The organism is Aeribacillus sp. FSL K6-8210 (assembly GCF_037963925.1).
GTDB classification, from domain to species: Bacteria; Bacillota; Bacilli; order Bacillales; family Aeribacillaceae; genus Aeribacillus; species Aeribacillus composti.
The window spans coordinates 3,491,343-3,515,038 of sequence record NZ_CP150172.1 but is presented as its reverse complement, the minus strand read 5'-3'; the positions used below and the strand labels follow the sequence as shown (position 1 = coordinate 3,515,038).

16 protein-coding genes, 1 pseudogene and 2 CRISPR repeat arrays are annotated in these 23,696 nt (G+C 36.4%); of the genes and pseudogenes, 11 read left to right on the top strand and 6 right to left on the bottom strand.

Translation table 11 applies throughout. The annotated features are described in order from the left end of the window. The first annotated feature begins 33 nt into the window (after positions 1-33). The 4 genes from cas3 to cas2 are packed head-to-tail and all read left to right on the top strand — an operon-like array spanning position 34 to position 4,016. The gene (cas3, locus tag NSQ41_RS17050; RefSeq protein ID WP_327848721.1) at positions 34-2,250 is read left to right on the top strand and encodes a CRISPR-associated helicase Cas3'; all 2,217 of its coding nucleotides are present in this window, start codon (positions 34-36) and stop codon (positions 2,248-2,250) included. Positions 2,251-2,263: 13 nt separating this feature from the next. Beyond that, positions 2,264-2,764 (top strand): CRISPR-associated protein Cas4, encoded by a 501-nt coding sequence (gene cas4 / locus NSQ41_RS17045; RefSeq protein ID WP_235600436.1) that lies wholly within the window; start codon positions 2,264-2,266, stop codon positions 2,762-2,764. Positions 2,765-2,769: 5 nt separating this feature from the next. Further along, a complete protein-coding gene (gene cas1b / locus NSQ41_RS17040) occupies positions 2,770-3,750 on the top strand; it encodes a type I-B CRISPR-associated endonuclease Cas1b (RefSeq protein ID WP_327856944.1) in 981 nt (326 codons plus the stop codon). Positions 3,751-3,752: 2 nt separating this feature from the next. Further along, entirely contained in the window at positions 3,753-4,016 is a 264-nt protein-coding gene (gene cas2 / locus NSQ41_RS17035) for a CRISPR-associated endonuclease Cas2 (RefSeq protein WP_063387729.1), read from the top strand. Between the two features lie 557 nt (positions 4,017-4,573). Further along, a CRISPR array of direct repeats spans positions 4,574-8,178; the repeat unit is 29 nt; unit sequence GTTTTATCTGAACTAAGTGGGATATAAAT. A gap of 64 nt (positions 8,179-8,242) precedes the next feature. Here cas2 and NSQ41_RS17030 read toward each other — a convergent pair. The 3 genes and pseudogenes from NSQ41_RS17030 to NSQ41_RS17020 all read right to left on the bottom strand — a co-directional run. Further along, positions 8,243-9,883: pseudogene (locus tag NSQ41_RS17030) on the bottom strand (IS66 family transposase); the annotation flags it as partial. A 61-nt stretch (positions 9,884-9,944) separates the two neighbouring features. Next, a complete protein-coding gene (tnpB, locus tag NSQ41_RS17025) occupies positions 9,945-10,301 on the bottom strand; it encodes an IS66 family insertion sequence element accessory protein TnpB (RefSeq protein ID WP_003352857.1) in 357 nt (118 codons plus the stop codon). Beyond that, complete coding sequence (locus NSQ41_RS17020) at positions 10,295-10,615, bottom strand: hypothetical protein (RefSeq protein WP_003352856.1); 321 nt, start codon at positions 10,613-10,615, stop codon at positions 10,295-10,297. The genes tnpB (NSQ41_RS17025) and NSQ41_RS17020 overlap by 7 nt, the downstream gene beginning before the upstream one ends. An 83-nt stretch (positions 10,616-10,698) precedes the next feature. Then, positions 10,699-12,096: a CRISPR direct-repeat array (repeat unit 27 nt; unit sequence TTTTATCTGAACTAAGTGGGATATAAA). Positions 12,097-12,788: 692 nt separating this feature from the next. Between NSQ41_RS17020 and NSQ41_RS17015 the strand changes: the two genes are divergently transcribed. Further along, complete coding sequence (locus tag NSQ41_RS17015; protein WP_339210434.1) at positions 12,789-14,492, top strand: HAMP domain-containing methyl-accepting chemotaxis protein; 1,704 nt, start codon at positions 12,789-12,791, stop codon at positions 14,490-14,492. Between the two features lie 115 nt (positions 14,493-14,607). Here NSQ41_RS17015 and NSQ41_RS17010 read toward each other — a convergent pair whose 3' ends face one another. Next, positions 14,608-14,937 (bottom strand): CHY zinc finger protein, encoded by a 330-nt coding sequence (locus NSQ41_RS17010; protein WP_066250083.1) that lies wholly within the window; start codon positions 14,935-14,937, stop codon positions 14,608-14,610. Positions 14,938-15,593: 656 nt separating this feature from the next. Between NSQ41_RS17010 and NSQ41_RS17005 the strand changes: the two genes are divergently transcribed. Genes NSQ41_RS17005 through NSQ41_RS16995 form a run of 3 tightly spaced genes read left to right on the top strand, consistent with a single transcriptional unit; the run spans position 15,594 to position 17,951 of the window. Then, entirely contained in the window at positions 15,594-16,160 is a 567-nt protein-coding gene (locus tag NSQ41_RS17005) for a tyrosine-type recombinase/integrase (protein WP_130157422.1), read from the top strand. A 54-nt stretch (positions 16,161-16,214) separates the two neighbouring features. Then, the gene (locus NSQ41_RS17000) at positions 16,215-16,715 is read left to right on the top strand and encodes a cation:proton antiporter regulatory subunit (RefSeq protein WP_066250077.1); all 501 of its coding nucleotides are present in this window, start codon (positions 16,215-16,217) and stop codon (positions 16,713-16,715) included. 9 nt (positions 16,716-16,724) lie between these two features. Then, entirely contained in the window at positions 16,725-17,951 is a 1,227-nt protein-coding gene (locus tag NSQ41_RS16995) for a cation:proton antiporter (protein ID WP_339210431.1), read from the top strand. 337 nt (positions 17,952-18,288) lie between these two features. Here the strand turns inward: NSQ41_RS16995 and tnpB (NSQ41_RS16990) are convergent, their stop codons facing one another. Next, positions 18,289-19,407: an IS200/IS605 family element RNA-guided endonuclease TnpB gene (tnpB, locus tag NSQ41_RS16990; RefSeq protein ID WP_339193944.1), complete on the bottom strand. Its 1,119-nt coding sequence runs from the start codon at positions 19,405-19,407 to the stop codon at positions 18,289-18,291. Positions 19,408-19,493: 86 nt separating this feature from the next. On the opposite strand from tnpB (NSQ41_RS16990), the gene NSQ41_RS16985 reads away from it, so the two are divergent. Beyond that, complete coding sequence (locus NSQ41_RS16985) at positions 19,494-19,628, top strand: hypothetical protein (protein ID WP_264467635.1); 135 nt, start codon at positions 19,494-19,496, stop codon at positions 19,626-19,628. A gap of 159 nt (positions 19,629-19,787) precedes the next feature. Further along, positions 19,788-21,026 carry a transposase family protein gene (locus NSQ41_RS16980; protein WP_339210429.1) on the top strand — a complete coding sequence of 413 codons (1,239 nt, stop codon included), beginning with the start codon at positions 19,788-19,790 and terminating at the stop codon, positions 21,024-21,026. 71 nt (positions 21,027-21,097) lie between these two features. Here the strand turns inward: NSQ41_RS16980 and NSQ41_RS16975 are convergent, their stop codons facing one another. Beyond that, a complete protein-coding gene (locus NSQ41_RS16975; RefSeq protein WP_044899596.1) occupies positions 21,098-22,765 on the bottom strand; it encodes an IS1634 family transposase in 1,668 nt (555 codons plus the stop codon). Positions 22,766-23,305: 540 nt separating this feature from the next. Between NSQ41_RS16975 and tnpA the strand changes: the two genes are divergently transcribed. After that, positions 23,306-23,656 carry an IS200/IS605 family transposase gene (gene tnpA / locus NSQ41_RS16970; RefSeq protein WP_339210426.1) on the top strand — a complete coding sequence of 117 codons (351 nt, stop codon included), beginning with the start codon at positions 23,306-23,308 and terminating at the stop codon, positions 23,654-23,656. Positions 23,657-23,696 lie beyond the last annotated feature (40 nt).

Sequence of the window (23,696 nt, the reverse complement as noted above, 5' to 3'; positions counted from 1 at the left end):
CTTTTCTTACAGATATAAGGGAGGGAATCAACATTGTGCATCATTTATGCAAAATCAAATCCCGTTGAATCCTTGAAGGAGCACACAGACGAATTATTGAGACAATATGAAAAATTACGTAATGCATATGGCATTTACATACAGAATGAAAGAGTTTGGGAGCTTTTAAAAATTGCCATTCACTATCATGATGCTGGAAAGGTGTATGGACCCTTTCAGCAACGCATTTCAGATGTGATCGGCATTCCTTATAAGGCAAAAACTGAAGCACAAAAATATTTGCCGCACAATTATTTATCTCCATTTTTTCTTCCCTTGGAGAAGCTTTCACTTACTCGTTTTGAACGAAAGGTGCTTATCCAAGCAATTGCTTATCATCATGAACGTGACCATGAGTTAAATTTTGAAGAACTTCGAGAAGCAATTGAACTGGACTTAGTGAAGAAACAAGATCTAGTTCGAAGCCATCTTGAAATTCCTGTTCCGGATCAAATTAAACTGTCCAATCGAGTTTTTAGAGAAATGGAAAAAAGAATTGTCTACGATGAGGAAAAAATAGATGAATATTTATTTTATGTCTTAGTGAAAGGTCTTCTTCATCGAATAGATCATGCAGCCTCTGGGCATATCGATATTGAAGTAGGGATAGAAGAAAATATCGGTGAACGAGCAGTACAATTTATCCTAGAGAAAGGGTCTTCATTAAGAGATGTTCAATTATTTGCGAAGGAGCAACAAGGAAAAAATGCAATTATTGTAGCACAGACGGGAATGGGAAAAACAGAGGCAGCTTTATTATGGATCGGTAATCAAAAAGCATTTTTTACATTGCCTCTTCGAGTCAGTATCAATGCACTATTTGATAGGGTATTTGAACAAATGGGATTCGAGCAAGCCGGACTTCTGCATTCGACAAGCAGCAACTATCTTGATGAAACAGGAAAAGAAAATTGGGAGGTCATCTATGATCAGTCGAAAAATTTTGCTTCAAAATTGCTTTTTACTACGATTGATCAAATTTTAAAATTTCCTTTTAAATATAGAGGATATGAAAAGCTGTATGCAACCATGGCTTATTCGGTAGTTGTCATCGATGAAATCCAGGCTTATGAACCGAAAATTGTAGCGGTATTAATTAAAGCTTTAGAAATGATTAAACAAATTGGTGGAAGGTTTCTAATTATGACAGCGACACTCCCGACTTTATATGTAGAAGCACTTGAAAGTCGTGGAGTAATAAAAAAAGAAGATTACGTATTTCAAACTTTTGTGAATGACGATATTCGTCATCGTATTGCCATATATGATCAACCAATGAGCGATTACTATGAAAGGATCGCTGAAAGTGGGAAGAAGAAAAAAGTATTAGTTATTGTAAATACCGTTAAGCAAGCTGTGGAAGTTTATTCGAAATTGTGTAAACTTACTGATCAAGTATCGCTTCTGCACTCCATGTTTATTCAGGAAGATCGCAGCATTCTTGAAGAAGCCATTAAAGCATTTGACAAAGATCGAAATCAATCAGGCATTTGGGTGACGACTCAGCTTGTTGAAGCATCTATTGATATCGATTTTGATGAGCTTTATACAGAAGTAGCAACATTGGATAGCTTATTTCAACGATTTGGCAGATGTTATCGAAGACGCTTGCTTGATCACGACAATCCAAACATTTTTATTTTTACTAAAGATGCTTCAGGTATCGGCTATATTTATGATCAAGAAATTGTTTTAAAAAGTATTGAGGCGCTTTCGTTATTTCATGAAAAGGTGATAAAAGAAAAGGAAAAAGTAGAGCTGGTTGCTAATCTTTATAAGCGGGAATCATTAAAAAATACAAAATTTTTAAAGGAATTTGATCATGCAATGAGGGCGATTGATTCGATTACTGACCATGAATTAACGAACAAAGAAGCACAAAATATACTCCGTGACATCCAGGCTGTTCTTGCGATTCCGAGAAAAATATTTGATGAATATGAGTACCTCTTTGACCAGTTAGCTCAATGTGAAGATCGTTATGAACGCATGAAACTGCGGAAAGAAATTGAGCGAAAAACGGTGTCCATTACCAAAGCCCGAGCAAGAGGTAATACATCACCGATTTTAAAGACGTATCGATCATCTAACGGTAAAGAATATCCATTACTGCCATATATCGAAATATTAGACTTAGATTATGATTTTGACAAAAAAACAAAAAAAGGTACTGGAGTTTCGCTTACTCCTTCTTTATCCCCTTTTGTATAAAGAGGTGTCATTTGTGCGGCTAGATATTCAAGGGATAAAAGTACACTATTATTTTGTTTGTAAAAGGAAGCTGTGGTTGTTTTCAAAAGGTATACAACTTGAGAGTGAGCATGAAAAAGTCGCCATCGGTCAATTGCTTCATGAGCATTCCTATAAAAGAGTACAAATGAAAGAGAAAATGGTAGATGATGTCATAAAACTTGATTTAGTAGATGATGATTATGTCAGGGAAGTCAAAATGTCTAGCAAAATGGAAAAAGCTGATCGGATGCAACTTTTGTATTACTTATATTATTTAAAGCAGATGGGCATTGAAAAAAAAGGGAAGCTTCATTACCCAAAGGAAAAACGAACGGAAGAAATTGAATTAACATCAGAGAATGAGGTGGAAATAGAAAAATTAATAAAAGCGATCAATGCTATTCAATATCAGCCGACAGCCCCGAAAGTAAAGAGACTTCCATACTGTTCATCATGTGCTTACTATTCTTTTTGTTTTGCTCAAGAGGAGTGAGTGAGTTGCAAGATTTTTATGTGTTTTCAAATGGACAATTAAAACGACAGGATAATACTATTTATTTTATCGATGGTGAAGGAAAGAAAAAATCCCTTCCTGTTGATAAAGTAGAAAATCTTCACTTATTCGGAGAAACACAATTTAATAGCAGCTTTTTAAACTTATTGAATCAATATGATATTAATCTTCATATATACAATTATTATGGTTTTTATGCTGGTTCATATGTTCCAAGAGAAAAAAAGGTTTCCGGTTTCGTACTAGTTAAACAGGCTGAACATTATTTGAAAGAAGAAAAAAGACTGGAGATTGCCCGTTCTTTTATAGAGAGTGCGTCATTTCATATATTGCGGAATTTAAAATCTCATAAAGAAAAGACGACAGATACAATTTGCATGATAACTGAAGAACGAAAAAAATTGGAAAATGCCAATAGTGTTCAAGAAATAATGGGAATTGAAGGCCGAATTCGAAATTGTTATTATCAATCATTTTCACAATTTTTACGTCCTGAGTTCTCTATGGAAAAAAGAGAGAAGCGTCCGCCAACCAGTCCGATAAATGCCTTACTTTCTTTTGGGAATAGTTTAATGTATACGACAGTGTTGACGGAAATATATAAAACACAGTTAAACCCTACGATTAGCTATTTGCATGAACCTTCAGTTAAACGATTTTCTTTAAGCTTGGACATTGCAGAAATTTTTAAACCCCTTATCGTAGAACCGCTAATTTTTTCGCTAATTAATAACCGTCGAATTACACCAAAGCAATTTTCATATGAACATGGCTTCTGTTTATTAAATGAAGAAGGGCGCAAACGGTTTATTGAAAGTTGGGAAAAGAAAATGCAAACTTCTATAAAACATCGAAAGTTGAAGCGTCAAGTAACGTATCGATATTTAATCCGATTGGAATGCTATAAGCTGATCAAGCATGTAATCGGTGACGAAAAATACAAGCCTTTGAAAGCGTGGTGGTAAGTGTGTTTGTCATAATAACGTACGATGTTGGAGAGAAAAGAGTAAATAAAGTTCGAAAAAAATTAAAAGAGTATCTTTATTGGACGCAAAATTCTGTATTCGAAGGGGAAATCACTTTAAGCAGTCTTGCCAAATGCATGTCAGAGCTTGAGGCGATTATTAACAAAAACGAAGATTCGATTTATGTTTATGAAGTGAAAAACCCGCGGAACATAAAAAAGAAAGTGTATGGGCAGGAAAAAAGTTTTGAGACTTTATTCCTTTAATGAAAAAAGCAGTATAATTGATTGTGCCGATTTTTTAAAAAATTCAGTAATATGTGATAGTGATTACGAGAATAATGTTGTTATAATAGATTGTATTGATTGACATAGGGTACTAGTGTTTCCAATCTTTTTTTGGGAAGGTTAGTATACATTCATTATTTTAATGAACTCAATTCATGATGATGCATGAAATGGGCTGCTGACGGCTAGTATGTATTTGTAATTTTAATGAAAAAGACTTAAATGAGACTTGTTTTCGTAGGGATATGGATCAAGATTGGAAGAGTAGCAAGGATAGACAAATATTCTTAGCCTAAGGAATGTTGTTTTTGTCAACAAGTATCAACATTATCTCAATGTTGAAGGCAAAAATCAATATTTGCAGCAAACCTATTATATGAAAAAGTGATGAAACCTTCGATGAATTCTAGGTTTCAAAGCTTTTTTTCATAGATCCCAAAACACGATTTAACCTTTACTGCAAACTGCACAAATACTTGATCTCGCAAGTTTATAAAAAAGCTTGATACTATCGTTATTTTGGCATTTTTGTTTGGGTTTTATCTGAACTAAGTGGGATATAAATCGTTAACATTAGCGCGTCCCAAAGCGCCCTAGCGTCGTTTTATCTGAACTAAGTGGGATATAAATTTCAATTCACCCCTTTCTGATGCGTTGCCCGCATCAGTTTTATCTGAACTAAGTGGGATATAAATTTAGGCGAAACAGCGTGTAGTAACCAAAAAGGGGGCTCGTTTTATCTGAACTAAGTGGGATATAAATTTGACCGAACGACTGGTAATAGGCGCATGGCTTCGGTTTTATCTGAACTAAGTGGGATATAAATCTTTGTCACACCAAGCATTTTAGCGATCTGTTCTTGCGTTTTATCTGAACTAAGTGGGATATAAATCGGAAAGGAGGAACGGTTCTATATACAGCACGATTACGTTTTATCTGAACTAAGTGGGATATAAATTTGTTCAATTGGTGTATGAAAAAATTTGCTAAGACAGGTTTTATCTGAACTAAGTGGGATATAAATGTTGCTTTTAACTCTTTTGCTGTTTCTGTATCTGGTTTTATCTGAACTAAGTGGGATATAAATTTTTGGGAGTCGATTTTCCCGCGTTTCCCTTGAAAGTTTTATCTGAACTAAGTGGGATATAAATTTTTTTCCCTGCATACGATAAACATACGGAGATTCATCGTTTTATCTGAACTAAGTGGGATATAAATTAAAAGTGTGCGAGAAGGAGTGAAATTATGGCAAAAGTTTTATCTGAACTAAGTGGGATATAAATATTCGCATTTTAATTATGATTTAAATGCTCTATATGTTTTATCTGAACTAAGTGGGATATAAATATGTTCGTTACAAATCTCAAAAGATTGCGGATTCCGTTTTATCTGAACTAAGTGGGATATAAATGGAATGGTTGTTTCATTTAAGGAAAAGACGTACGAAGTTTTATCTGAACTAAGTGGGATATAAATTTTAATTTTATCTTTTGCCCAGGATAAATGAGATTTGTTTTATCTGAACTAAGTGGGATATAAATCTGAATGGTTTCACTCTTTCTTCAAAAGCTTCCCAGTTTTATCTGAACTAAGTGGGATATAAATAGCCTTTTTAGGTTTTTCATGTGGAAATGGACACAAGTTTTATCTGAACTAAGTGGGATATAAATCTTTCTGCATGTCCGCGATAGAAACCCCGCGAACCCGTTTTATCTGAACTAAGTGGGATATAAATATCCCCTCGATCGCATCAAAGTACAGCTCATAGATGTTTTATCTGAACTAAGTGGGATATAAATAATTAACGGTTGGCAAGAATGTGCTTGGTGGGGTACTGTTTTATCTGAACTAAGTGGGATATAAATAAAGAAAAATGGTCGAGTTCTTCATGAGAACTTCGGGTTTTATCTGAACTAAGTGGGATATAAATTTTCGACAATGTCGCCGGGTATAATTCCTAGAATGCGTTTTATCTGAACTAAGTGGGATATAAATCTTGAAGGGGAGAGGGTTTTTATCGATTGGAACCGAGTTTTATCTGAACTAAGTGGGATATAAATTCTATTAGATTAGCTGAGGTTTTAGCCCAAAACTGGGTTTTATCTGAACTAAGTGGGATATAAATTGTCAATCTTCGCGCATAATTCGTCAACCGTTCCGGTTTTATCTGAACTAAGTGGGATATAAATCTAACATTGCAAACGGCGTCATCAAAAACGCCCACAGTTTTATCTGAACTAAGTGGGATATAAATAACCTGTTCTTCTTTCACTCTACGAAACACCCACATGTTTTATCTGAACTAAGTGGGATATAAATAAAATCCGGGGTACAAAGATTGGTATTGGACAACGAAGTTTTATCTGAACTAAGTGGGATATAAATTGGTTTGCAATTGTCCAAACCGTTCTAGTAACTCCGTTTTATCTGAACTAAGTGGGATATAAATTTCTCGGGTTTAAGCGGGGGTCTTCGAAAAAAGGTTCGTTTTATCTGAACTAAGTGGGATATAAATACATTTAAAAAGTAAATGTTCAACACGATGTAACCCGTTTTATCTGAACTAAGTGGGATATAAATATCAACGTCATCCGCTTTTCTACTAAGAACTTCTTCGTTTTATCTGAACTAAGTGGGATATAAATCAATAGAAGACCCACTTAAACAACAGCAAGCTGGGGGTTTTATCTGAACTAAGTGGGATATAAATATTGAGGGAGAAAAGACTTTCATCGATTGGAACCGAGTTTTATCTGAACTAAGTGGGATATAAATGATTTCATCTTGCTTAAGTATGTAGGGTCAATGTGCGTTTTATCTGAACTAAGTGGGATATAAATTACAAGGTTTAAAGTCAACACTTTTTTGAAAAATTGCGTTTTATCTGAACTAAGTGGGATATAAATATATGTTGCTGTCGTTTGACAATCCATTTATCATCCGTTTTATCTGAACTAAGTGGGATATAAATAAAAAGTGGCGGTCTTTTTTGTTGTTGCTGTTGCCCGTTTTATCTGAACTAAGTGGGATATAAATATATTTGAACAGTCCCGTCCTGTTTCTCGAACTGGGTTTTATCTGAACTAAGTGGGATATAAATTGGCATTGTTTACACATTTCCATCACCTTCCTGTCTGTTTTATCTGAACTAAGTGGGATATAAATGATTTCATTTTGGAAAGGTATGTAGGGTCAATGTGCAAGTTTTATCTGAACTAAGTGGGATATAAATTTTCATATATATCTCTTGGATCATCAAGCTTTTTTGTTTTATCTGAACTAAGTGGGATATAAATGCGTTGTAACGGCGTGCAATCAATTCTAGTGCTGTCCGTTTTATCTGAACTAAGTGGGATATAAATAAGCAAGTCTAACAAGTAAATCGCTAGCTGCACTTGTTTTATCTGAACTAAGTGGGATATAAATTGGAATTTAGGAAATATCAATACTTTTTATTACAAAGCGTTTTATCTGAACTAAGTGGGATATAAATTTGAAAGCGAAGAGGCATTTCAAAAATTCATCGAAGGTTTTATCTGAACTAAGTGGGATATAAATCGATCGCATCAATGTACAGTTCGTAAATGCGATCAAAGTTTTATCTGAACTAAGTGGGATATAAATATGGGATTCCGGTTTTGCGAAACGAATCGTTTGAAGTTTTATCTGAACTAAGTGGGATATAAATTATCGAACGGGATTGCAGCGCATTTTGTGAATCGCGTTTTATCTGAACTAAGTGGGATATAAATTCAATTTTTTCGTTGAAATAATATTCAACGAAAATTGTTTTATCTGAACTAAGTGGGATATAAATGACAAATAGCCACAAAAGTAAGTCAGACAGAATTCGTTTTATCTGAACTAAGTGGGATATAAATATCACAAGGAGGTGAAATGATGCAATACATCAACCGTTTTATCTGAACTAAGTGGGATATAAATTAACGACTATGAAAACAATCTGCCAATCACAAATACGTTTTATCTGAACTAAGTGGGATATAAATACGTTCCCCATATCTCCATCACAAAGGAAACAACCGCGTTTTATCTGAACTAAGTGGGATATAAATTCCGGCAGGGAAAACATTTCTTCAACTTCAGCAGGTGTTTTATCTGTAAGCGTAAAATAATCCCCACCTTTTAATGATAGGGATTAAATACTATTATTGTGATAAGTTATTAAAAACCCGACAATTCAAAGGAATTGTTTTGGACCAAGGAAGTAGTTGATCAAGCTCATCCATATTGCTTATATCCATATTGGGAAGCCTTTCAAATAAGTAGCGAAGATAATAAAATGGATTTAATTTATTCTCTTTTGCTGTCTCCACAATACTGTAAATGATTGAGCTGGCCTTAGCTCCTTTCGGAGTATTGCTAAAAATCCAGTTCTTCCTTCCGATCACAAATGGTTTAATGGATCGTTCACTTCGATTATTATCGATTTCTAATCGTCCATCCTCTAAAAATGCCACGAGTTTTTCCCATTGGTTGAGGCAGTATGTAATGGCTTGACCTAATAGACTCTTTGGTAAAACATTGCTTTTCTCTGTTTTTAGCCATGCTGAAAAAGCCTCCAACAATGGTTGGCTGTGTTTAAGTCGTTTTTTATATCGTTCTTCTGGTGTACATTCTTTCAAATCACGCTCGATGGCAAATAGCTGATTACAGAAATTGAGTCCTTCCCGAGCTGTGACTGCTGAATGACGTTTGGATTCAGGAAGTACGTTTAAAGCCTCATCGAACTTTCTGCGGGCATGAGCCCAACATCCAACTAATGTTACGGGGCTGTCCAGAAAGTCAGATCCCCATTGAAAACAAAAAATCATAAACACCGATATATCAACGTTTCTAAAACATTCATGGGGGCGTCCATAAGCCGTAAAAACGACTTATTAGACACCCCCATATCCATCGACATGCAGGTATCCTTTAAACCCTTTTAGGAATTCTTTGGCATGTTCTCCTGCTCTAGTTTCCTGATAGTCATAAAGGACAAGTGGTGGATCCTCTCTTCCAGTCCGATAAAGCCACATGTAAGATTTCGATGTGCTTGACCTTCCAGGTTCATGTAAAACCTGAACAGTTGTTTCATCCGCATGTAGAATGTCTTTAGAGAGGAGATGCTCTTTCATTCGTTGATAAATTGGCGCAAGCCATTTTTCGGCACCATAAAGCATCCAATTGGCCATGGTTTGCCTGGATAAGATCACACCTAATCGTTTGAACTGTTGTTCTTGGCGATATAGAGGTAGCCCCTCTACATATTTTTGATTCATAATATATGCCATGCTTGACGGTGAAGCTAAACTTTTTGGATACACAGATTTTGGGGCAGGTGCTGTAACGATTGGTGTCTCTATTTCATTACGCTCACAATGACGGCATCCATAGACATATCGAACGTGTTTTAAAACTTTGACTTGAGCCGGAATAATCACTAATTCTTGTCGTACTTCTGTGCTCATTTCGTGTGTTTTTTCACCGCAACACGAACAGACCTGCTCTTCTTCGGGTAAACGATATTCAATCGTTTCCATAGGCAGGTTTTCAAACGTAGCTTGACGTTGACCACGTTTCTTTTTACGACGATATGTAATTGTTTCAACAGTTGGCTCTTCGGCTTTTACATTAGACTCTACCTCTGCTTCATTGAATAAAGGTAGTTCTAATTGATTAGGATTTGTTTTTTCGCTTGAAGAGCCAAATTTTCGTTTTTGACTAAGACGATACTGTTCTTCATACCATTGTAATTTCGCCGTCAATTCAACGATTTGCTGTTGAAGTTTTTCAATTAATTCAAATGGGTTTTGGGTAGGATTCTTTAAATTTTTCATCATGTAGTAATAATTCGACGGTTTTAGCTATTTTCCTCCAAGGTTTTTGTTAAAAGTAAAAAATTCATATAACTGTTCTAGCCTTTACTTCTGGGTGTGCTTTCTTTTGCTCCATTGCAAGACCATCCAATAACCAGCGTAATTGCCGATAACTAATTTGTATCGTTCCAGTGTCATTTTCATTTGGCCATTGAAATTTTCCTTTTTCCAATCGACGATAATAAAGCCAAAAACCATTATAGTCCCAGTGAAGAATTTTTAATTTATCTCGCTTTCGATTACAGAACACAAAATAGCTTGATGAAAAGGGATCTAAATCAAATCCCTCTTTCACCAAAGCAGCTAATCCATCAATGGATTTTCTCAAATCAGTACTTCCTTTTGCCAAGTAAACTCGTTCAGCTCTTGTACCAACTAACATGTTGATTTCAACGTCCTAACCACTTCTGAAAGAAAGGCCGGATCGAAACCAGGTTTTACTTCAATTGAAATCCCACTAATTTCAATCCGTAATGAATTTTCAACTGTTTGTGAATGATCTTCTAGGGTAACGGATGCCCATTTTGTAGACTTTCCTTGATTTTTTATTGGATTTTCAATTTTTCTTAACCAGTATTTAAACTGGTGAATACTCCATTGATTTTCCTTGCACCAGTTTACTTGAGTTTGACCGCTTTTACGATAGTCAGCGATTCGTTGTTCCCAAACCTTTCGTAATTCAGGATTCTTAGGCATAAAAAAACCTCCTTCAATTTCATCTTGAGGAGATTATCTCATGAAATTAGCACACCAAGAAGGTGTGCAAGATTTGACGCTTACTTTTATCTGAACTAAGTGGGATATAAATGACTATTCGGAGGTTGAGTGCATTGCCGAGCGCAACGGGTTTTATCTGAACTAAGTGGGATATAAATTCATCTGCTTCAGCCGCTATTCTTGTTAGCTTTTCAAGTTTTATCTGAACTAAGTGGGATATAAATTCTTCAAAAACTTTTTCACTCAAAATATTCGCTATCGTTTTATCTGAACTAAGTGGGATATAAATCATAAACATTTACTTTTGCTGGATGTCGCTTTAACAGTTTTATCTGAACTAAGTGGGATATAAATGCGGAAGGGAAACCGTTGGCCATTTCCACGATCAATCGTTTTATCTGAACTAAGTGGGATATAAATTTTGCAGAGCGAGAAAACGGCGGATTTAGGAGGTGTGTTTTATCTGAACTAAGTGGGATATAAATTATATCGCCCAAACCGGCGACATCATTACGTTTGATCGTTTTATCTGAACTAAGTGGGATATAAATAGCAAGGTGTTGTTATTGGAGAAAAAAGATTATTCGTTTTATCTGAACTAAGTGGGATATAAATTATTACAATATGGGTAGATGGAAGAGTAAAAAACATCGTTTTATCTGAACTAAGTGGGATATAAATGTGCCAGGAAACAAAGGGAACAAGACACAGAAATCGTTTTATCTGAACTAAGTGGGATATAAATTATCAGTAGCTTTTATTTTCACGCTTGTAGATTATTAGTTTTATCTGAACTAAGTGGGATATAAATTGATTAAAGGCGTCATTTTTTACCCTATTTAAAATGTTTTATCTGAACTAAGTGGGATATAAATCAAATTGAAAAAATGATTGTAGAAAAAGAAGAAGATGTTTTATCTGAACTAAGTGGGATATAAATCTCGTTAATACGAAACGTTGTTGTAATAGCAAATACGTTTTATCTGAACTAAGTGGGATATAAATAAACTTACTTACGAATTTCAGAGACACAGCAAAAGGTTTTATCTGAACTAAGTGGGATATAAATTTATATATTGAAGAGGTTACAATGCCAAAACAATTGCGTTTTATCTGAACTAAGTGGGATATAAATTTCAGTTTTATGAAGAAAACTATGGATTTTTAAGCCCGTTTTATCTGAACTAAGTGGGATATAAAGATTAATCTTCTAAGAAAAGAAATGTCTGATCAGTGTGAGTTTTATCTGAACTAAGTGGGATATAAATTCACTGACAAGGAATATTCTGACCGTTCCCGGAAGGATTTTATCTAAACTAAGTGGGATATAAAGTTTTTTCCGCTAGAACCGAAATAAAAAGTAGATTTGTTTTATCACTAAGTTGGATATAAATAAGGGGAACTTGAACGTATTCGGACAGGCTGGAAATGGTTGTATCAAAACTAAGTGGGATATCAAACAGCTAAGGCTAATTTAAGCGTTAATCATTTCATAAGCAGGCAACACGAATATAACGGAAAAGCTGGAGAAGAACAGTGCCTGCTTTCTTAATTTTTGTTTTATACTAGCTTGTCTCAATGATGGTTTCCATCTTCAAAGGACGGGTCAGTGCTTACTCTTTCTCATAAATCATTTGTACAAATGTGTGATTCTTTTTAATGAAAATATTTTTGTAAAGGTTTAAAATGAAACATATACTAGTGCTTTTGTCATAATGCAAGAGAAATTAGCATTGCATGAATCAGAGGCTGGTTTAGGGGGAGTTTCCAATGGCTTGTAAAAGCGGTGAGACGATAATGAATATAAGCTTCTAAAGGTAAAATATTTTATCTATTTGGTTAGCATTCGGCTTGCTTCTTATTCGTGATGCCATTCGGAAAGATTTTATATTGCATTTTTCCCGAAATGGTTGTTTTTATATTTCAGTCGGTGCTCAAAATAGAAAGATTTTTGGTTATGCGGCAGCTTAAGTGCTTTCTGGCTTACCTGTTTTCTTTTTAGTATTTTCCGGCTCTTTTGCAACAGCTATATTCAAATAGCTTCCTGCTTTGCCGCTTTCATTTTAGTGATTCCATACGTTCTTTGCCGATGTGTAACCTCCAACTAGAAAAAGAAAAAAAAGTTACATAAGAAGGTACGAGGGGGATTATTATGATACGGATGTATAAAAATTTAAATATTGGCTGGAAATATTCAATTGGTTTGATCGTAACAGTGGGATTATTTATTATAGCGTCTATTATTATAGGAAACCAATTTTTTCAAATAAAAAACAACATTGAACAAATTGACCGTAGAGGAGAAAAGGCTGTACATATAACAGAAATGGCTTCACTTTTCAGAGCTGCTGACATTCGAGTGGCCGATTATATAAATACAATGGATGAAAAAAACTTGCAAGAGTTTAATGATCGTATGCAGGAGTATGATGACAAAAAGAAGGGAATAGAGTCTCAACTGAAGACTAAAAATCAACGGGATTTATTAGCAAAGATTGAAACAAACAAGGAAATGATTAATGATCTGTTTTTAAACCAGCTAGTTCCGGCTTTGAAGGGTGGAAACAAGGAAGAAATCGGCAAGTTAAGAGAACAAATCGCTGAATTGCGTACAGAAACAGTTGCTCAGCTAGATCAATTGACAAAGGTCGTAGAGGAAGAACGCATTGTAGCTGTCAATCAAACATTCAATGTTATGCAGCACAGCCTACTCATATTGGTTTTATCTGTCCTTTTATCAATCGTTCTTGGGGTAACAGTGGTTTTCCTTATTACACGGACGATAAGGAAAAATTTACTTGTAGCAGTAAAAATGGCGAATCAAATCGCAGACGGGAACCTGCAAGGTCATGCAGTCATTTATGACGGTAAAGACGAAATCGGCCAATTAATCAATGCTATGAATAAAATGAAAGGAAACTTGCATCAGATTATTGGACATATGACAAATGTTTCAGGCAATTTAAGCAAACAAAGCAGAACGCTGTCACAATATTCCGAAGAGGTTCAGCAAGGCAGCCAACAGATTGCTTCTACCATGCAGGAATTATCAAGCGGTGCTGAAGAACAAGCGAACTCTGCATCAGAGCTATTAGAACAGATGAATGAATTTGAATCGATCGTAACAAATGTATTAAAAAATCAACAAGAAGTGCAGACATTTTCAGACTCCATGCTTACTCTGACGGAGGATGGCAGTCAGGCAATGATAAAATCAATCGAAAAAATGGAATCAATTGATGCGAAAATTCAAGGTTCACTCGCAATGGTAAAAGGGTTAGATACAAAAACAAACGATATTGCCAAATTAATTAACGTCATCCAAGAAATTGCCGATCAAACCAACCTTTTAGCGTTGAATGCTGCGATTGAGGCTGCGAGAGCAGGAGAACATGGAAAGGGTTTTGCAGTTGTCGCTGATGAAGTGCGCAAGCTTGCAGAACAGGTAGCTTCCTCTGTTTCGGAAATTACTTCTATCATTCAAGGCATTCAAACTGAATCTAAAAATGTTGTTATTTCATTGGAGGATGGCTATAGAAACGTAGCAGAAGGTACGGAAACTATTTCCAAAACAGGTGATATCTTTAATGAACTAAAAGAGACCATTAAAAAAGTCTCGCATAAAATTCGCGGTATGTCAGAATCGATTAACAGTGTTCTTGACAATACGAAAAAAATGGGAGAATCCATTGAAAGTATTGCGTCTGTATCAGAAGAATCTGCAGCTGGAATAGAAGAGGTGACAGCTACTGCTGAACAGTCTAATTCTTCTATGAAGGAAGTAGCAAATTCAGCAAAACATTTGGATAAAGAAGCAATGGATTTTGATCGATTAATACAGCAGTTTAAAATTTAGTTAGTTTTTGAGATTGTATGTAACACACGTCTATTTTAAAAAATGAGGGCCATTTCAAACTTTGATAAATGTAAGTTTGAAATGGCTTTTTGTAATGCGTTTTGAAATGAATTTTTTAAGTTTCAAAATAATAATGACGGTGAAGTCCACAGCCTGGATTAAACTGCGCATTGCAGTTCGGGCATTGATATGCACTGTGCAAATACTCATTAATAGTCAATTCTTTCCCGCAATGGCCGCATAAAATCGCTTTCTCATCAAACAAGGCTTTGGGCCAAACTTGTGGATTTCCGCATCCCTCTTCCTCATGGCATTTATGACATGGATAATAAGTCTGGCAGCAATAAAATTTGATTGCAATAATATCCACATCTTTATGGTAATGCTTGCAACGAGATTGTCTGTCGACGACTTTACCTTTCACTTCTATTCCATTTATGTGCATTGGCTTTTCACCCCAGTTCAAAACGTCTTTATCATGTGCCACAAACAGAACGAAAAATAGTCATTTTTTTATATAAAAGTATAGCATAACTGTTTCTTTCAATTGTGCTTGGTTGTGATGACTTTGGGGGCTGTCTTAGAAAGTCAAATCGCCATTGAAAACAAAAAATCATAAACACCGATATATCAACGCTTCTAAAACATTAATGGGGGCGTCAATAAGCCGATTTTCTAAAAATAGATCAGTCTTTTCTTGATGATTTTGTGATATTGAGCAAAAACGATTATTTTAATGGCGCACAATATGGGCTTAGGGCATGCCGCAAAAGGACAAAGGTGCAACTCGAAATTTGGGAAGCGATGAGGTTCAAGCGAAATTCATAAAAGTGCAAGATAAAAAGCAGGTACCTAAATTGTTTCCTATGAAATGGAATGAAGAAAAAACCGTATGCAAAATTGTTTAAAGAAGGCTTGAAACGGGCAGGATTACATATTAAAATTTCTCTTTATTAGGAATAACAGGACCGCTAAACATAAAAACAACAGTTTGTTTACCTTATCCCTTATTTTCGTCTTAAAATCCAAAGCTTTGTTTGCGTGTTACATAATAATAGTATATAATAGTATTAAGTAACGTGGATTAAGGGGAATAACTATATGGAATATGTTGAAGCTCTAAGAGATATAAAACAAATCAATGCCATGAAAAGATATTTAAAAAAGCATTCAGAGCGAGATTATGTACTCTTTGTGTTTGGCATCAATACCGGTTTAAAGATCACAGAAATATTGGAAATAAAAGTAGGAGATGTTTTGGGGGATGACGGCTACATAAAGGATTTTTATCTGCTTCCACATAAAGAATCTAAAACGACTAAGGAAGTGTATCTCAACCAAAAAGTAAAAAGGGCGATTCTCCACTATATCCAATCGAGACAATTGAACCGCGAAGATTATTTATTCCAGTCCGCGAAAACGAAAAAGCCCATCACGCGTCAACAGGCTTACCGCATTATCCATCGTGCCGCAGAAGCGGTCGGCATACAAGGGAAAATTGGAACGAACTCTATGCGTAAAACCTTTGGATTTCATGCCTATAAACGAGGAGTCGCCATTTCTTTGCTTCAGAAATATTTTCACCATTCGTCTCCTTCTGAAACACTCAAATATCTAGGAATTTCGAAAGATGAAAAAATTAGAACGGAAATTGATGTAAACCTTTAATATTCAACAACCTTAATCCATTCATTTAAAACATTTATAAGGAGGAATTTTTGCATGAATATTAGAGAAAGTGAACTTCCGGGAATTGGATATAAGTTTGAAATTATTACAAAGAACCAAGATAAGCTTGTTATTGTCATCCATGATGATGGACGGAGAGAAATTTATCATTTTGATTCAGATGATCATGATGAGGTTTTAAGTACTGCCACATTTGATGACTCAGAAGCAAGACAAATTGCTGGAATTTTAGGCGGAATGGCATATAAACCTAAAGCATTAGAAACCGTTGACTTTGCGTTTGATGATTTAATTATTGAATGGTATCAAGTAGAACCTGGTGCACCAGTTGTGAATAAAACGATCGGTGAGATTGATATAAGAAACAATTATGGAGTTACGGTCATTGCTATTAAGAAAAAAAAGACAAAGAAGACACACAACCCAGGTCCGGATACGGTGATTGAGGCAGGCGATACATTAGTAATTTCAGGAGAACGAAACCAACTAAAACAACTAGTTAACAACTTATTATCGAACAAAGGAAAGGAGTGAGGTTTATAGATGGATCATTTAGTCTTTGAAGTTGGTACAGCACTTGTCCTTGTTGCAATTGCAGCTATTATCGCAAATAAGCTTAAATTTTCCATTATCCCTTTCCTGATTGTCCTAGGTATGCTTGTTGGCCCGCATGCCCCAACGATTGGGATTATCGACTTAACCTTTGTTGAAAGTAAAGAAATTATCCAATTTTTAGGACGCATTGGTGTTCTGTTTTTGCTTTTTTATTTAGGTTTGGAATTTTCTGTTGGAAAATTGATGAAATCAGGCCGAAATATTGTGGTAGGCGGGAGTCTTTATGTAGCAATCAATTTTGTTTTAGGCCTTTTATATGGATTTATCGTCGGGTTGCCATGGATGGAGACTCTTATTATTGCTGGGCTTGTCAGCGTGTCTTCCAGTGCAATCGTCGCCAAAGTCCTTGTTGATTTAAAAAGAACAGCAAATCCAGAAACAGAGTTAATCCTTGGGATCATCTTATTTGACGACATTTTCCTTGCTTTATTTTTAACCACAATGTCAGGTGTCTTGCTTTCCGGCTCTACTTCTGTCCTCGGTATCATTACCTCTGTTCTTATTTCGGTTGGCTATATGCTGCTGTTTTTTTTCATTGCACGAAAAGGTGCGCCTTTATTAAATAAATGGTTGAATATTAAATCTGACGAAATTTTCATTATTGTTATATTTGCTGCATTGTTTTTTGTTGCTGGTTTTTCAGAAACCCTTCATGTTGCAGAAGCGATTGGCGCATTGCTGTTAGGTCTAGTTTTTTCAGAAACTGACTATCGAGACCGCATTGAACATCTGGTAGTTCCGTTTAGAGATTTCTTTGGCGCAATCTTCTTTTTCAGCTTTGGATTGAGTATTGATCCATCAACATTAGCTGATGCGATCTGGTTAGCTTTAGGCGCTGCCGCACTCACAATTGCTGGGAACTTTGTAGCTGGTATGATTTCGGGGAGGAAAGCAGGGCTATCCCATAAAGCATCTACCAATATTGGTTTAACCATTATGGCTCGTGGAGAATTTTCGATCATTGTTGCAAATTTAGGGATTACAGCAGGATTAAGTCCCATTTTAACTCCTTTTACTGCCCTTTATGTTCTTATTTTAGCGATCATAGGACCGCTACTTGCGAAAGAAAGCAAAAATATTTACAAGTTTTTAAATAAGATTTTCAAATGGAATAACACACCGGAAAAGAAAAAAATAAAAGTCCCAGGCGAGTAGCTCGCCAATGGGAAATTTTAAGCTCAATGAACATTATTATACACCAAAAACATCTCTCAAGAAATATAGAAATAAAACGCGAAAAATGTACGTAAGCTGTTTTCAAAAATTTATTGAAAATGCGGGTTTTCTCCTTAAAACAGAAAACCTGCATTCCTTGTAAACTATTACTTTGCGTATAAAATTTCGCATTTTTTGTTTGCGTTTCTTTAACGTATGGATCGAAGCGGCTGAACAGAATGTGCATTTGCTTGTTGACAGTTTCGCTACTTGAACTACCACTAGGCTAAAGCCGTAGTGGATTCCTAAGTACAGAGTTCTACCGAACTCTAATTGATTAGGCTATCCCCGTAGTTCCTACGGTTAATCGCAAGGCTTCCTTGCGAAGATTTAAACTTGCGTTAATATCTCGGTTATGATGGGTATGACAATTAGGACACACCCATTCACGCAATGCAAGATTTTTAACGTCTTTGTTTTTGTAGCCACAGCACGAACAAAGCTGGCTGGATGGAAAATTTTTCGATACGGTAACAACTTGCTTTCCGTACCATTTCGCTTTGTATTCTAACATCGTTCTAAATTGTGACCATGATACTTCGCTAATTGCTTTAGCAAGATTGTTATTTTTTAACATATTACTTACAGACAAATCTTCCATCCCGATAATGTCGTGGTTTTTGACAATATAGGTGGAGATTTTATGCAAGTAATCGTTTCTAGCGTTTGTGATTTTTTCATGAATACGAGCAACTTTAATTCGTTGTTTGTTCCAATTAGAACCACCTTTTTTACGTCTTGATAGAATCCGTTGTGCTTTTGCTAATTTTTCTTCTAATCTTCGAAAAAACTTAGGATTAGAGTAAATCGTTCCATCTGAAAGAATAGCAAATTCTTTCAAGCCGACATCTATGCCAACAGCAGAGTCAGTTTTAGGTAATTCCTGAACTTCTGTTTCTACAAGAATGGATACAAAATATTTTCCACTTGGATTACGTCTAATTGTTGCATTGAGAATGCGACCTTCTACTTCACGACTCTTTGCAAAACGAATCCATCCAAGTTTAGGCAGCTTGATTTTATTATCATCAATAGCAATATTGTCATTTGTATACTTTGTCGTGTAAGACTGAACAGGATTTTTCTTGGACTTAAAACGTGGTTTATCGTTTTGTTTCTTGAAGAAACGGGAATAAGCGTCAGCAAGATTTTTTAATGACGATTGAAGTGCAATACTATCCACTTCTTTTAGCCAAGTTAATTCTTTTTTTAATTGTGTTAACTGAGCAGAACAAGAATTATAAGTTAACCCTTTTCCTGCCTCTTTGTAAGTATTATCCCATTTTGCTAAAAAATGATTAAATACAAATCGACAGCACCCAAAGGTTTTATTAATTAATATTTCTTGTTCTTTGTTCGGATAGAGCCGAAACTTATATGCTTTATTTACAATCATTGATTTTTTACCTCCTTTAATATATACTAAAAGTATATACTTAATTAAAAAATATGTCAATAGTATATACCGAGGAGGATTGTAAAATGGAACGTATACCAAAATTAATTAAATTTCCTGTCGATTTAGTAACAAGAATCGAAGAGTACAAAAAAAAGAACAATATTAAAAATTTTTCAGTTGCAGTTTACGAATTAATTCGTAAAGGTTTAGAAAAATAATGGAATACATTTCTGAAAATCACAGTAAGCATTTACTTTTGTGCCACAGCCCTGAAGAGTAAAAATTCTTCGAGATAATTCCACCCAAACTTTGCCAAATATGTGATAATAAGGGTATGTAAAAAACCTAATATATTGGCATTTGGGGGGGATTTTTTTATGGTAACGAGGAAGGAAAAGCGTGAAAAGGAAAAAGAGGTAAATTATTTATTCGAGTTGCTAAAAACACAAAATCACTTTTTTAAAAATTTAAACAAATTGCTCAAAACTATTGATGATCCAAGGCACCAAAGCTATATTACCTATGACACGGAAGTCCTTTTGATGATGGTTATTTTGAAAAATGCATGCAACTTAAAAAGTATGCGCGAAATGACAAACGAATTTAATAAGGAAGAGTGCATTAAAAATTTGGGGAAATTGTTGGGGAATGAAGATTTGGAAGAACTGCCCCATTATGACACAATCAATGATTTTTTGGCACGAGTGAACCCGGCAGAACTTGAAAGGATCCGAATCGATATGATCAAGAAATTATTCAAAAAGAGGTGTTTTGAATCCTATCGTATCAATGGGAAATACTGGGGTATTGCCATAGATGGGACCGGTATTTTTACTTTTGACAAAAAACATTGTGAACACTGCCTGAAACGGGAGCGCAAATACATAGACAAGGAAACGGGTGAAGAAAAAATAAAGACCATCTACATGCATCATGTCTTGGAAGCCAAGTTAATTGTGGGAAATATGGTACTAAGTGTGGCCTCCGAGTTTATTGAAAATGAATCAGAGGACGTGGAAAAGCAAGATTGTGAGTTGAATGCTTTTTATCGACTGACTGCTAGACTGAAAGACACCTTTAAAAAACTGCCTATCTGTCTGATTGCCGATAGTCTTTATGCCTGCGAAAATGTATTTAAACAATGCAAGGCGAATAATTGGAACTACTTATTCCGTTTTAAGGAAGATCGTATTAAAAGCATCACCGATGAGTTTCAAGCGTTAAAAAATATGGAAGAGGAGGAAGGCAAGAAAGCCAATGTGGTAAAGATACGTGAAAGCGAACAGCGAGGGGAAATCACCTGGGTGAACGATATTGATTACAGAGGCTTTGGGGTGAATGTTTTCGAATGCGAATTAGAAGATGAAAAAAGAAAACAAAAATTTACCTTTATCACAGATATAAAAATCACAAAAAACAATGCAAAGAAACTGATGAACGCTGGCAGAAGCCGCTGGAGAATAGAGAATGAGGGGTTTAACAGACAAAAAAACCTGCGCTACCACATTGAACACGCAAGCAGCCAAGATTACAATGCCATGAAAAATCACTACCTATTAACCCAAATTACAGAGATTATCATGGTGTTACATGAGCCCGAGTTCGACAGTCACTAGGCAAACAAAATGCCTCTCATCCCTTGATACCAAAGGGACGAGAGGCATTTGGGCATACGTTGAGCGTGTATCTAGGTGCGAGGATGAATGCCTAGAATCTTCGGAGGAGGCTCCAGCCCTAGAGCCGCAAAGAATTGAGCCTGTTTGGCCGTCAGTTCGGTTCGTTGATAAAGGTCACCGTTTTTTGAAGAAAAATGTCCAAGCATGAGACGTTCGCATTCGTCCCTTACGTTCGGCCACGATTCATAGGTTCGAATCTCCACGATCCGAACTAACAAGAGAGCAAGCCAACTGAGCAGCACATGCGCCCGAATGCGGTCTTCCAAGCGATGATACATAGGCCGCAATTCCAATGTAGACTTCAATGTTCGGAAGGCCTGCTCAATATCCACCAGCTGCTTATACCCGATGGCGACATCTTCGGCAGACAAGGTGTCATCGGATGTCCGGATGAGATATTTGCCGTCGTACTTTTCCGCGTCACGAACCGCTTGCTTGTCGATGCGAAGGGTTCCGTCCTTCAACTGGCGCAAGTATTTTCCGTAGGACGAATGGGAACGCAACCGGCAGGTCGCCTTATGATGGGCTTCGTTTGGGAGTTGGCGAAGCCCTTCTAACTCCTCTTTCAGCGATTCAAGCAGCTTTTCTCGCTCCTTGCGTTGGCGTTCGGCTTCGCTGGGATTGTACACGAGAACATAGCGCTGACGCGCTTCTCCGTCGCCGACGATGATTTCTTTGATGTGCAAATTCTCGTCCACTTCATGATAACGTCCGCGACGACTTAAGGCCTCTTCGACGGCGGCTTTGCCGGATCGCATTTTTTCGCCGACAATGTAGTGTCCGCCGGCCTGTTGCAAGATTCGCAAATTCTCTTCAGAGGAAAAGCCGCGGTCCATGACGCTGATCACACGTCCAAGCTTCCAGCCAATCAAGTCTTGTTTCACCTGTTTGATGACCGTCATGTCCATCGTATTGCCAGGCCATACCCAAGCGCGAATCGGGATTCCTTCCCGGGTGACAGCCAGCCCAATGACGATTTGAACCAAGTCTGGGCGTTTGTCTTTCGAGAATCCTTGTTTTCGAAGCGATTCTCCTTCCGGTGTTTCAGAGGGATCCACTTCGAAGTACGACGAAGTCGTATCGAAGTAAATCAAGTCGACTTCCAAATTCAATAAATCGGCCACAGCATGGAACACTTGACGTTCCAATTCCGGCTGCACGGCCAACAGTTCATCCATCGCCCGGTACAACTGGTGGCTGGCGGCTTGAGAAAGGTGAGGGATATACACGTCTTTCTCCACCCACTCCTCCATCGCCAACTTGCTTGACGGATGAAGGGCGCGATTCGCCACCATGGCAAAAATCAGCCGTTCCAGCGAAATCTGGTGATGTCGGGAGGTAAACAAGGAGTGGAGAATCTCTCCCAACCCCAGTTGTCTCCAGAGCTGATCCAAGAGCCAGACGCCGCCGAGGTGTTTGCATGACTGGAATTGAAAGTCATCGGAAGCTTCTCCTGTCAACGTTTCGACTTCCCAAGCCTGCTCAGGAGAAAGGAATCGCGAAATGCTTTTGGCCAGACGTTCCAAGACGGCGCGATCCACTTCATCTTCGCGCCCGAATGAATAAATCACCTTCGCTTTCGCATATTTGGCCTTTGGATCCCATTCATTGTGAGCAAGCTGGAGATAAGCAACGGTTGTTCCATCCTTGTTTTTGCGTGTGACTCGTCGTATGTACATGCCTATATTATAACGTATAAAATTTATTTTTAAAAGGAAAAATTAATAAATCGTGTGCCTATGAAATTCGGCGTTTTTTCCTAGGATCCGCATTACGAAACCCTTGATATAACAGCATTTTGGTCATTTCCATTTGCCTAAAATGACCTCAAAACTGTCGAACTCGGGATGAGCATGGGTCAAAAATATTGAGAAGCATGAAGAAAACGATAAAAGAAATATCCTCGCGATTGTTAGAAGCCTTCCGTGGGCAAACACTAACAGACGAGGATATCGCACAACTGGGAAAACCTATGCAAATTAGGTTTACCTAGCGAATTAATTGTACCAAAGGATGTGATGTTTGGCAAAGAAAAAAAGTTATCCACAACAAACAAAAATAAGTTATCCACATTTTTTAAAAAAATAAGCAAAATTGGTTCTTTTTGACCCTTTTTGTAAATAAATTTAACTGGAAAATTTTACCAATTGTGAATAAGTCGTATTTCCACAATACTACCAGAAATTGATAAATTTACTCTTCATAGCTGTTTGTGCCATTTGATATTTGTTTGTAAGTATCGAAAAAAGTTATTATTAAAAGTTGGTGATGATATTAAAACCGAAATCGAATCTATATCTAATCGTTATGGTTGGCAAATTATCGAGCAAGAAATAGACCAAGACCATATTCATATTTTGATTCGTTATTCTCCGAAATGGAGCATTCTTGAAATCGTTAGATTATTGAAGCAACTTACAACCTATCGAATATGGCAAAAGCATAACGAATATCTTTCTCAACATTTTTGGAAAGAAAGAACCTTTTGGAGTGATGGATATTTTTCTTGTAGTATTGGAAATGTAAGCAAAGAGATTATCCAAAAATATATTCAAGAACAAGGTCATTAGAGCTTACATCCCCTAGGCTAAATGCATAGGGGTTTTACGC

Excerpts from the sequence above, each read along its gene's own strand:
- NSQ41_RS17005 (WP_130157422.1), top strand. The coding sequence starts at position 15,594 with ATGGAATATGTTGAAGCTCTAAGAGATATAAAACAAATCAATGCCATG.
- NSQ41_RS16980 (WP_339210429.1), top strand. The coding sequence starts at position 19,788 with ATGGTAACGAGGAAGGAAAAGCGTGAAAAGGAAAAAGAGGTAAATTAT.
- NSQ41_RS16995 (WP_339210431.1), top strand. The coding sequence starts at position 16,725 with ATGGATCATTTAGTCTTTGAAGTTGGTACAGCACTTGTCCTTGTTGCA.
- NSQ41_RS17020 (WP_003352856.1), bottom strand. The coding sequence starts at position 10,615 with ATGCCTAAGAATCCTGAATTACGAAAGGTTTGGGAACAACGAATCGCT.
- tnpB (WP_339193944.1), bottom strand. The coding sequence starts at position 19,407 with ATGATTGTAAATAAAGCATATAAGTTTCGGCTCTATCCGAACAAAGAA.
- tnpB (WP_003352857.1), bottom strand. The coding sequence starts at position 10,301 with ATGTTAGTTGGTACAAGAGCTGAACGAGTTTACTTGGCAAAAGGAAGT.
- NSQ41_RS16975 (WP_044899596.1), bottom strand. The coding sequence starts at position 22,765 with ATGTACATACGACGAGTCACACGCAAAAACAAGGATGGAACAACCGTT.
- NSQ41_RS17000 (WP_066250077.1), top strand. The coding sequence starts at position 16,215 with ATGAATATTAGAGAAAGTGAACTTCCGGGAATTGGATATAAGTTTGAA.
- NSQ41_RS16985 (WP_264467635.1), top strand. The coding sequence starts at position 19,494 with ATGGAACGTATACCAAAATTAATTAAATTTCCTGTCGATTTAGTAACA.
- NSQ41_RS17015 (WP_339210434.1), top strand. The coding sequence starts at position 12,789 with ATGATACGGATGTATAAAAATTTAAATATTGGCTGGAAATATTCAATT.
- NSQ41_RS17010 (WP_066250083.1), bottom strand. The coding sequence starts at position 14,937 with ATGCACATAAATGGAATAGAAGTGAAAGGTAAAGTCGTCGACAGACAA.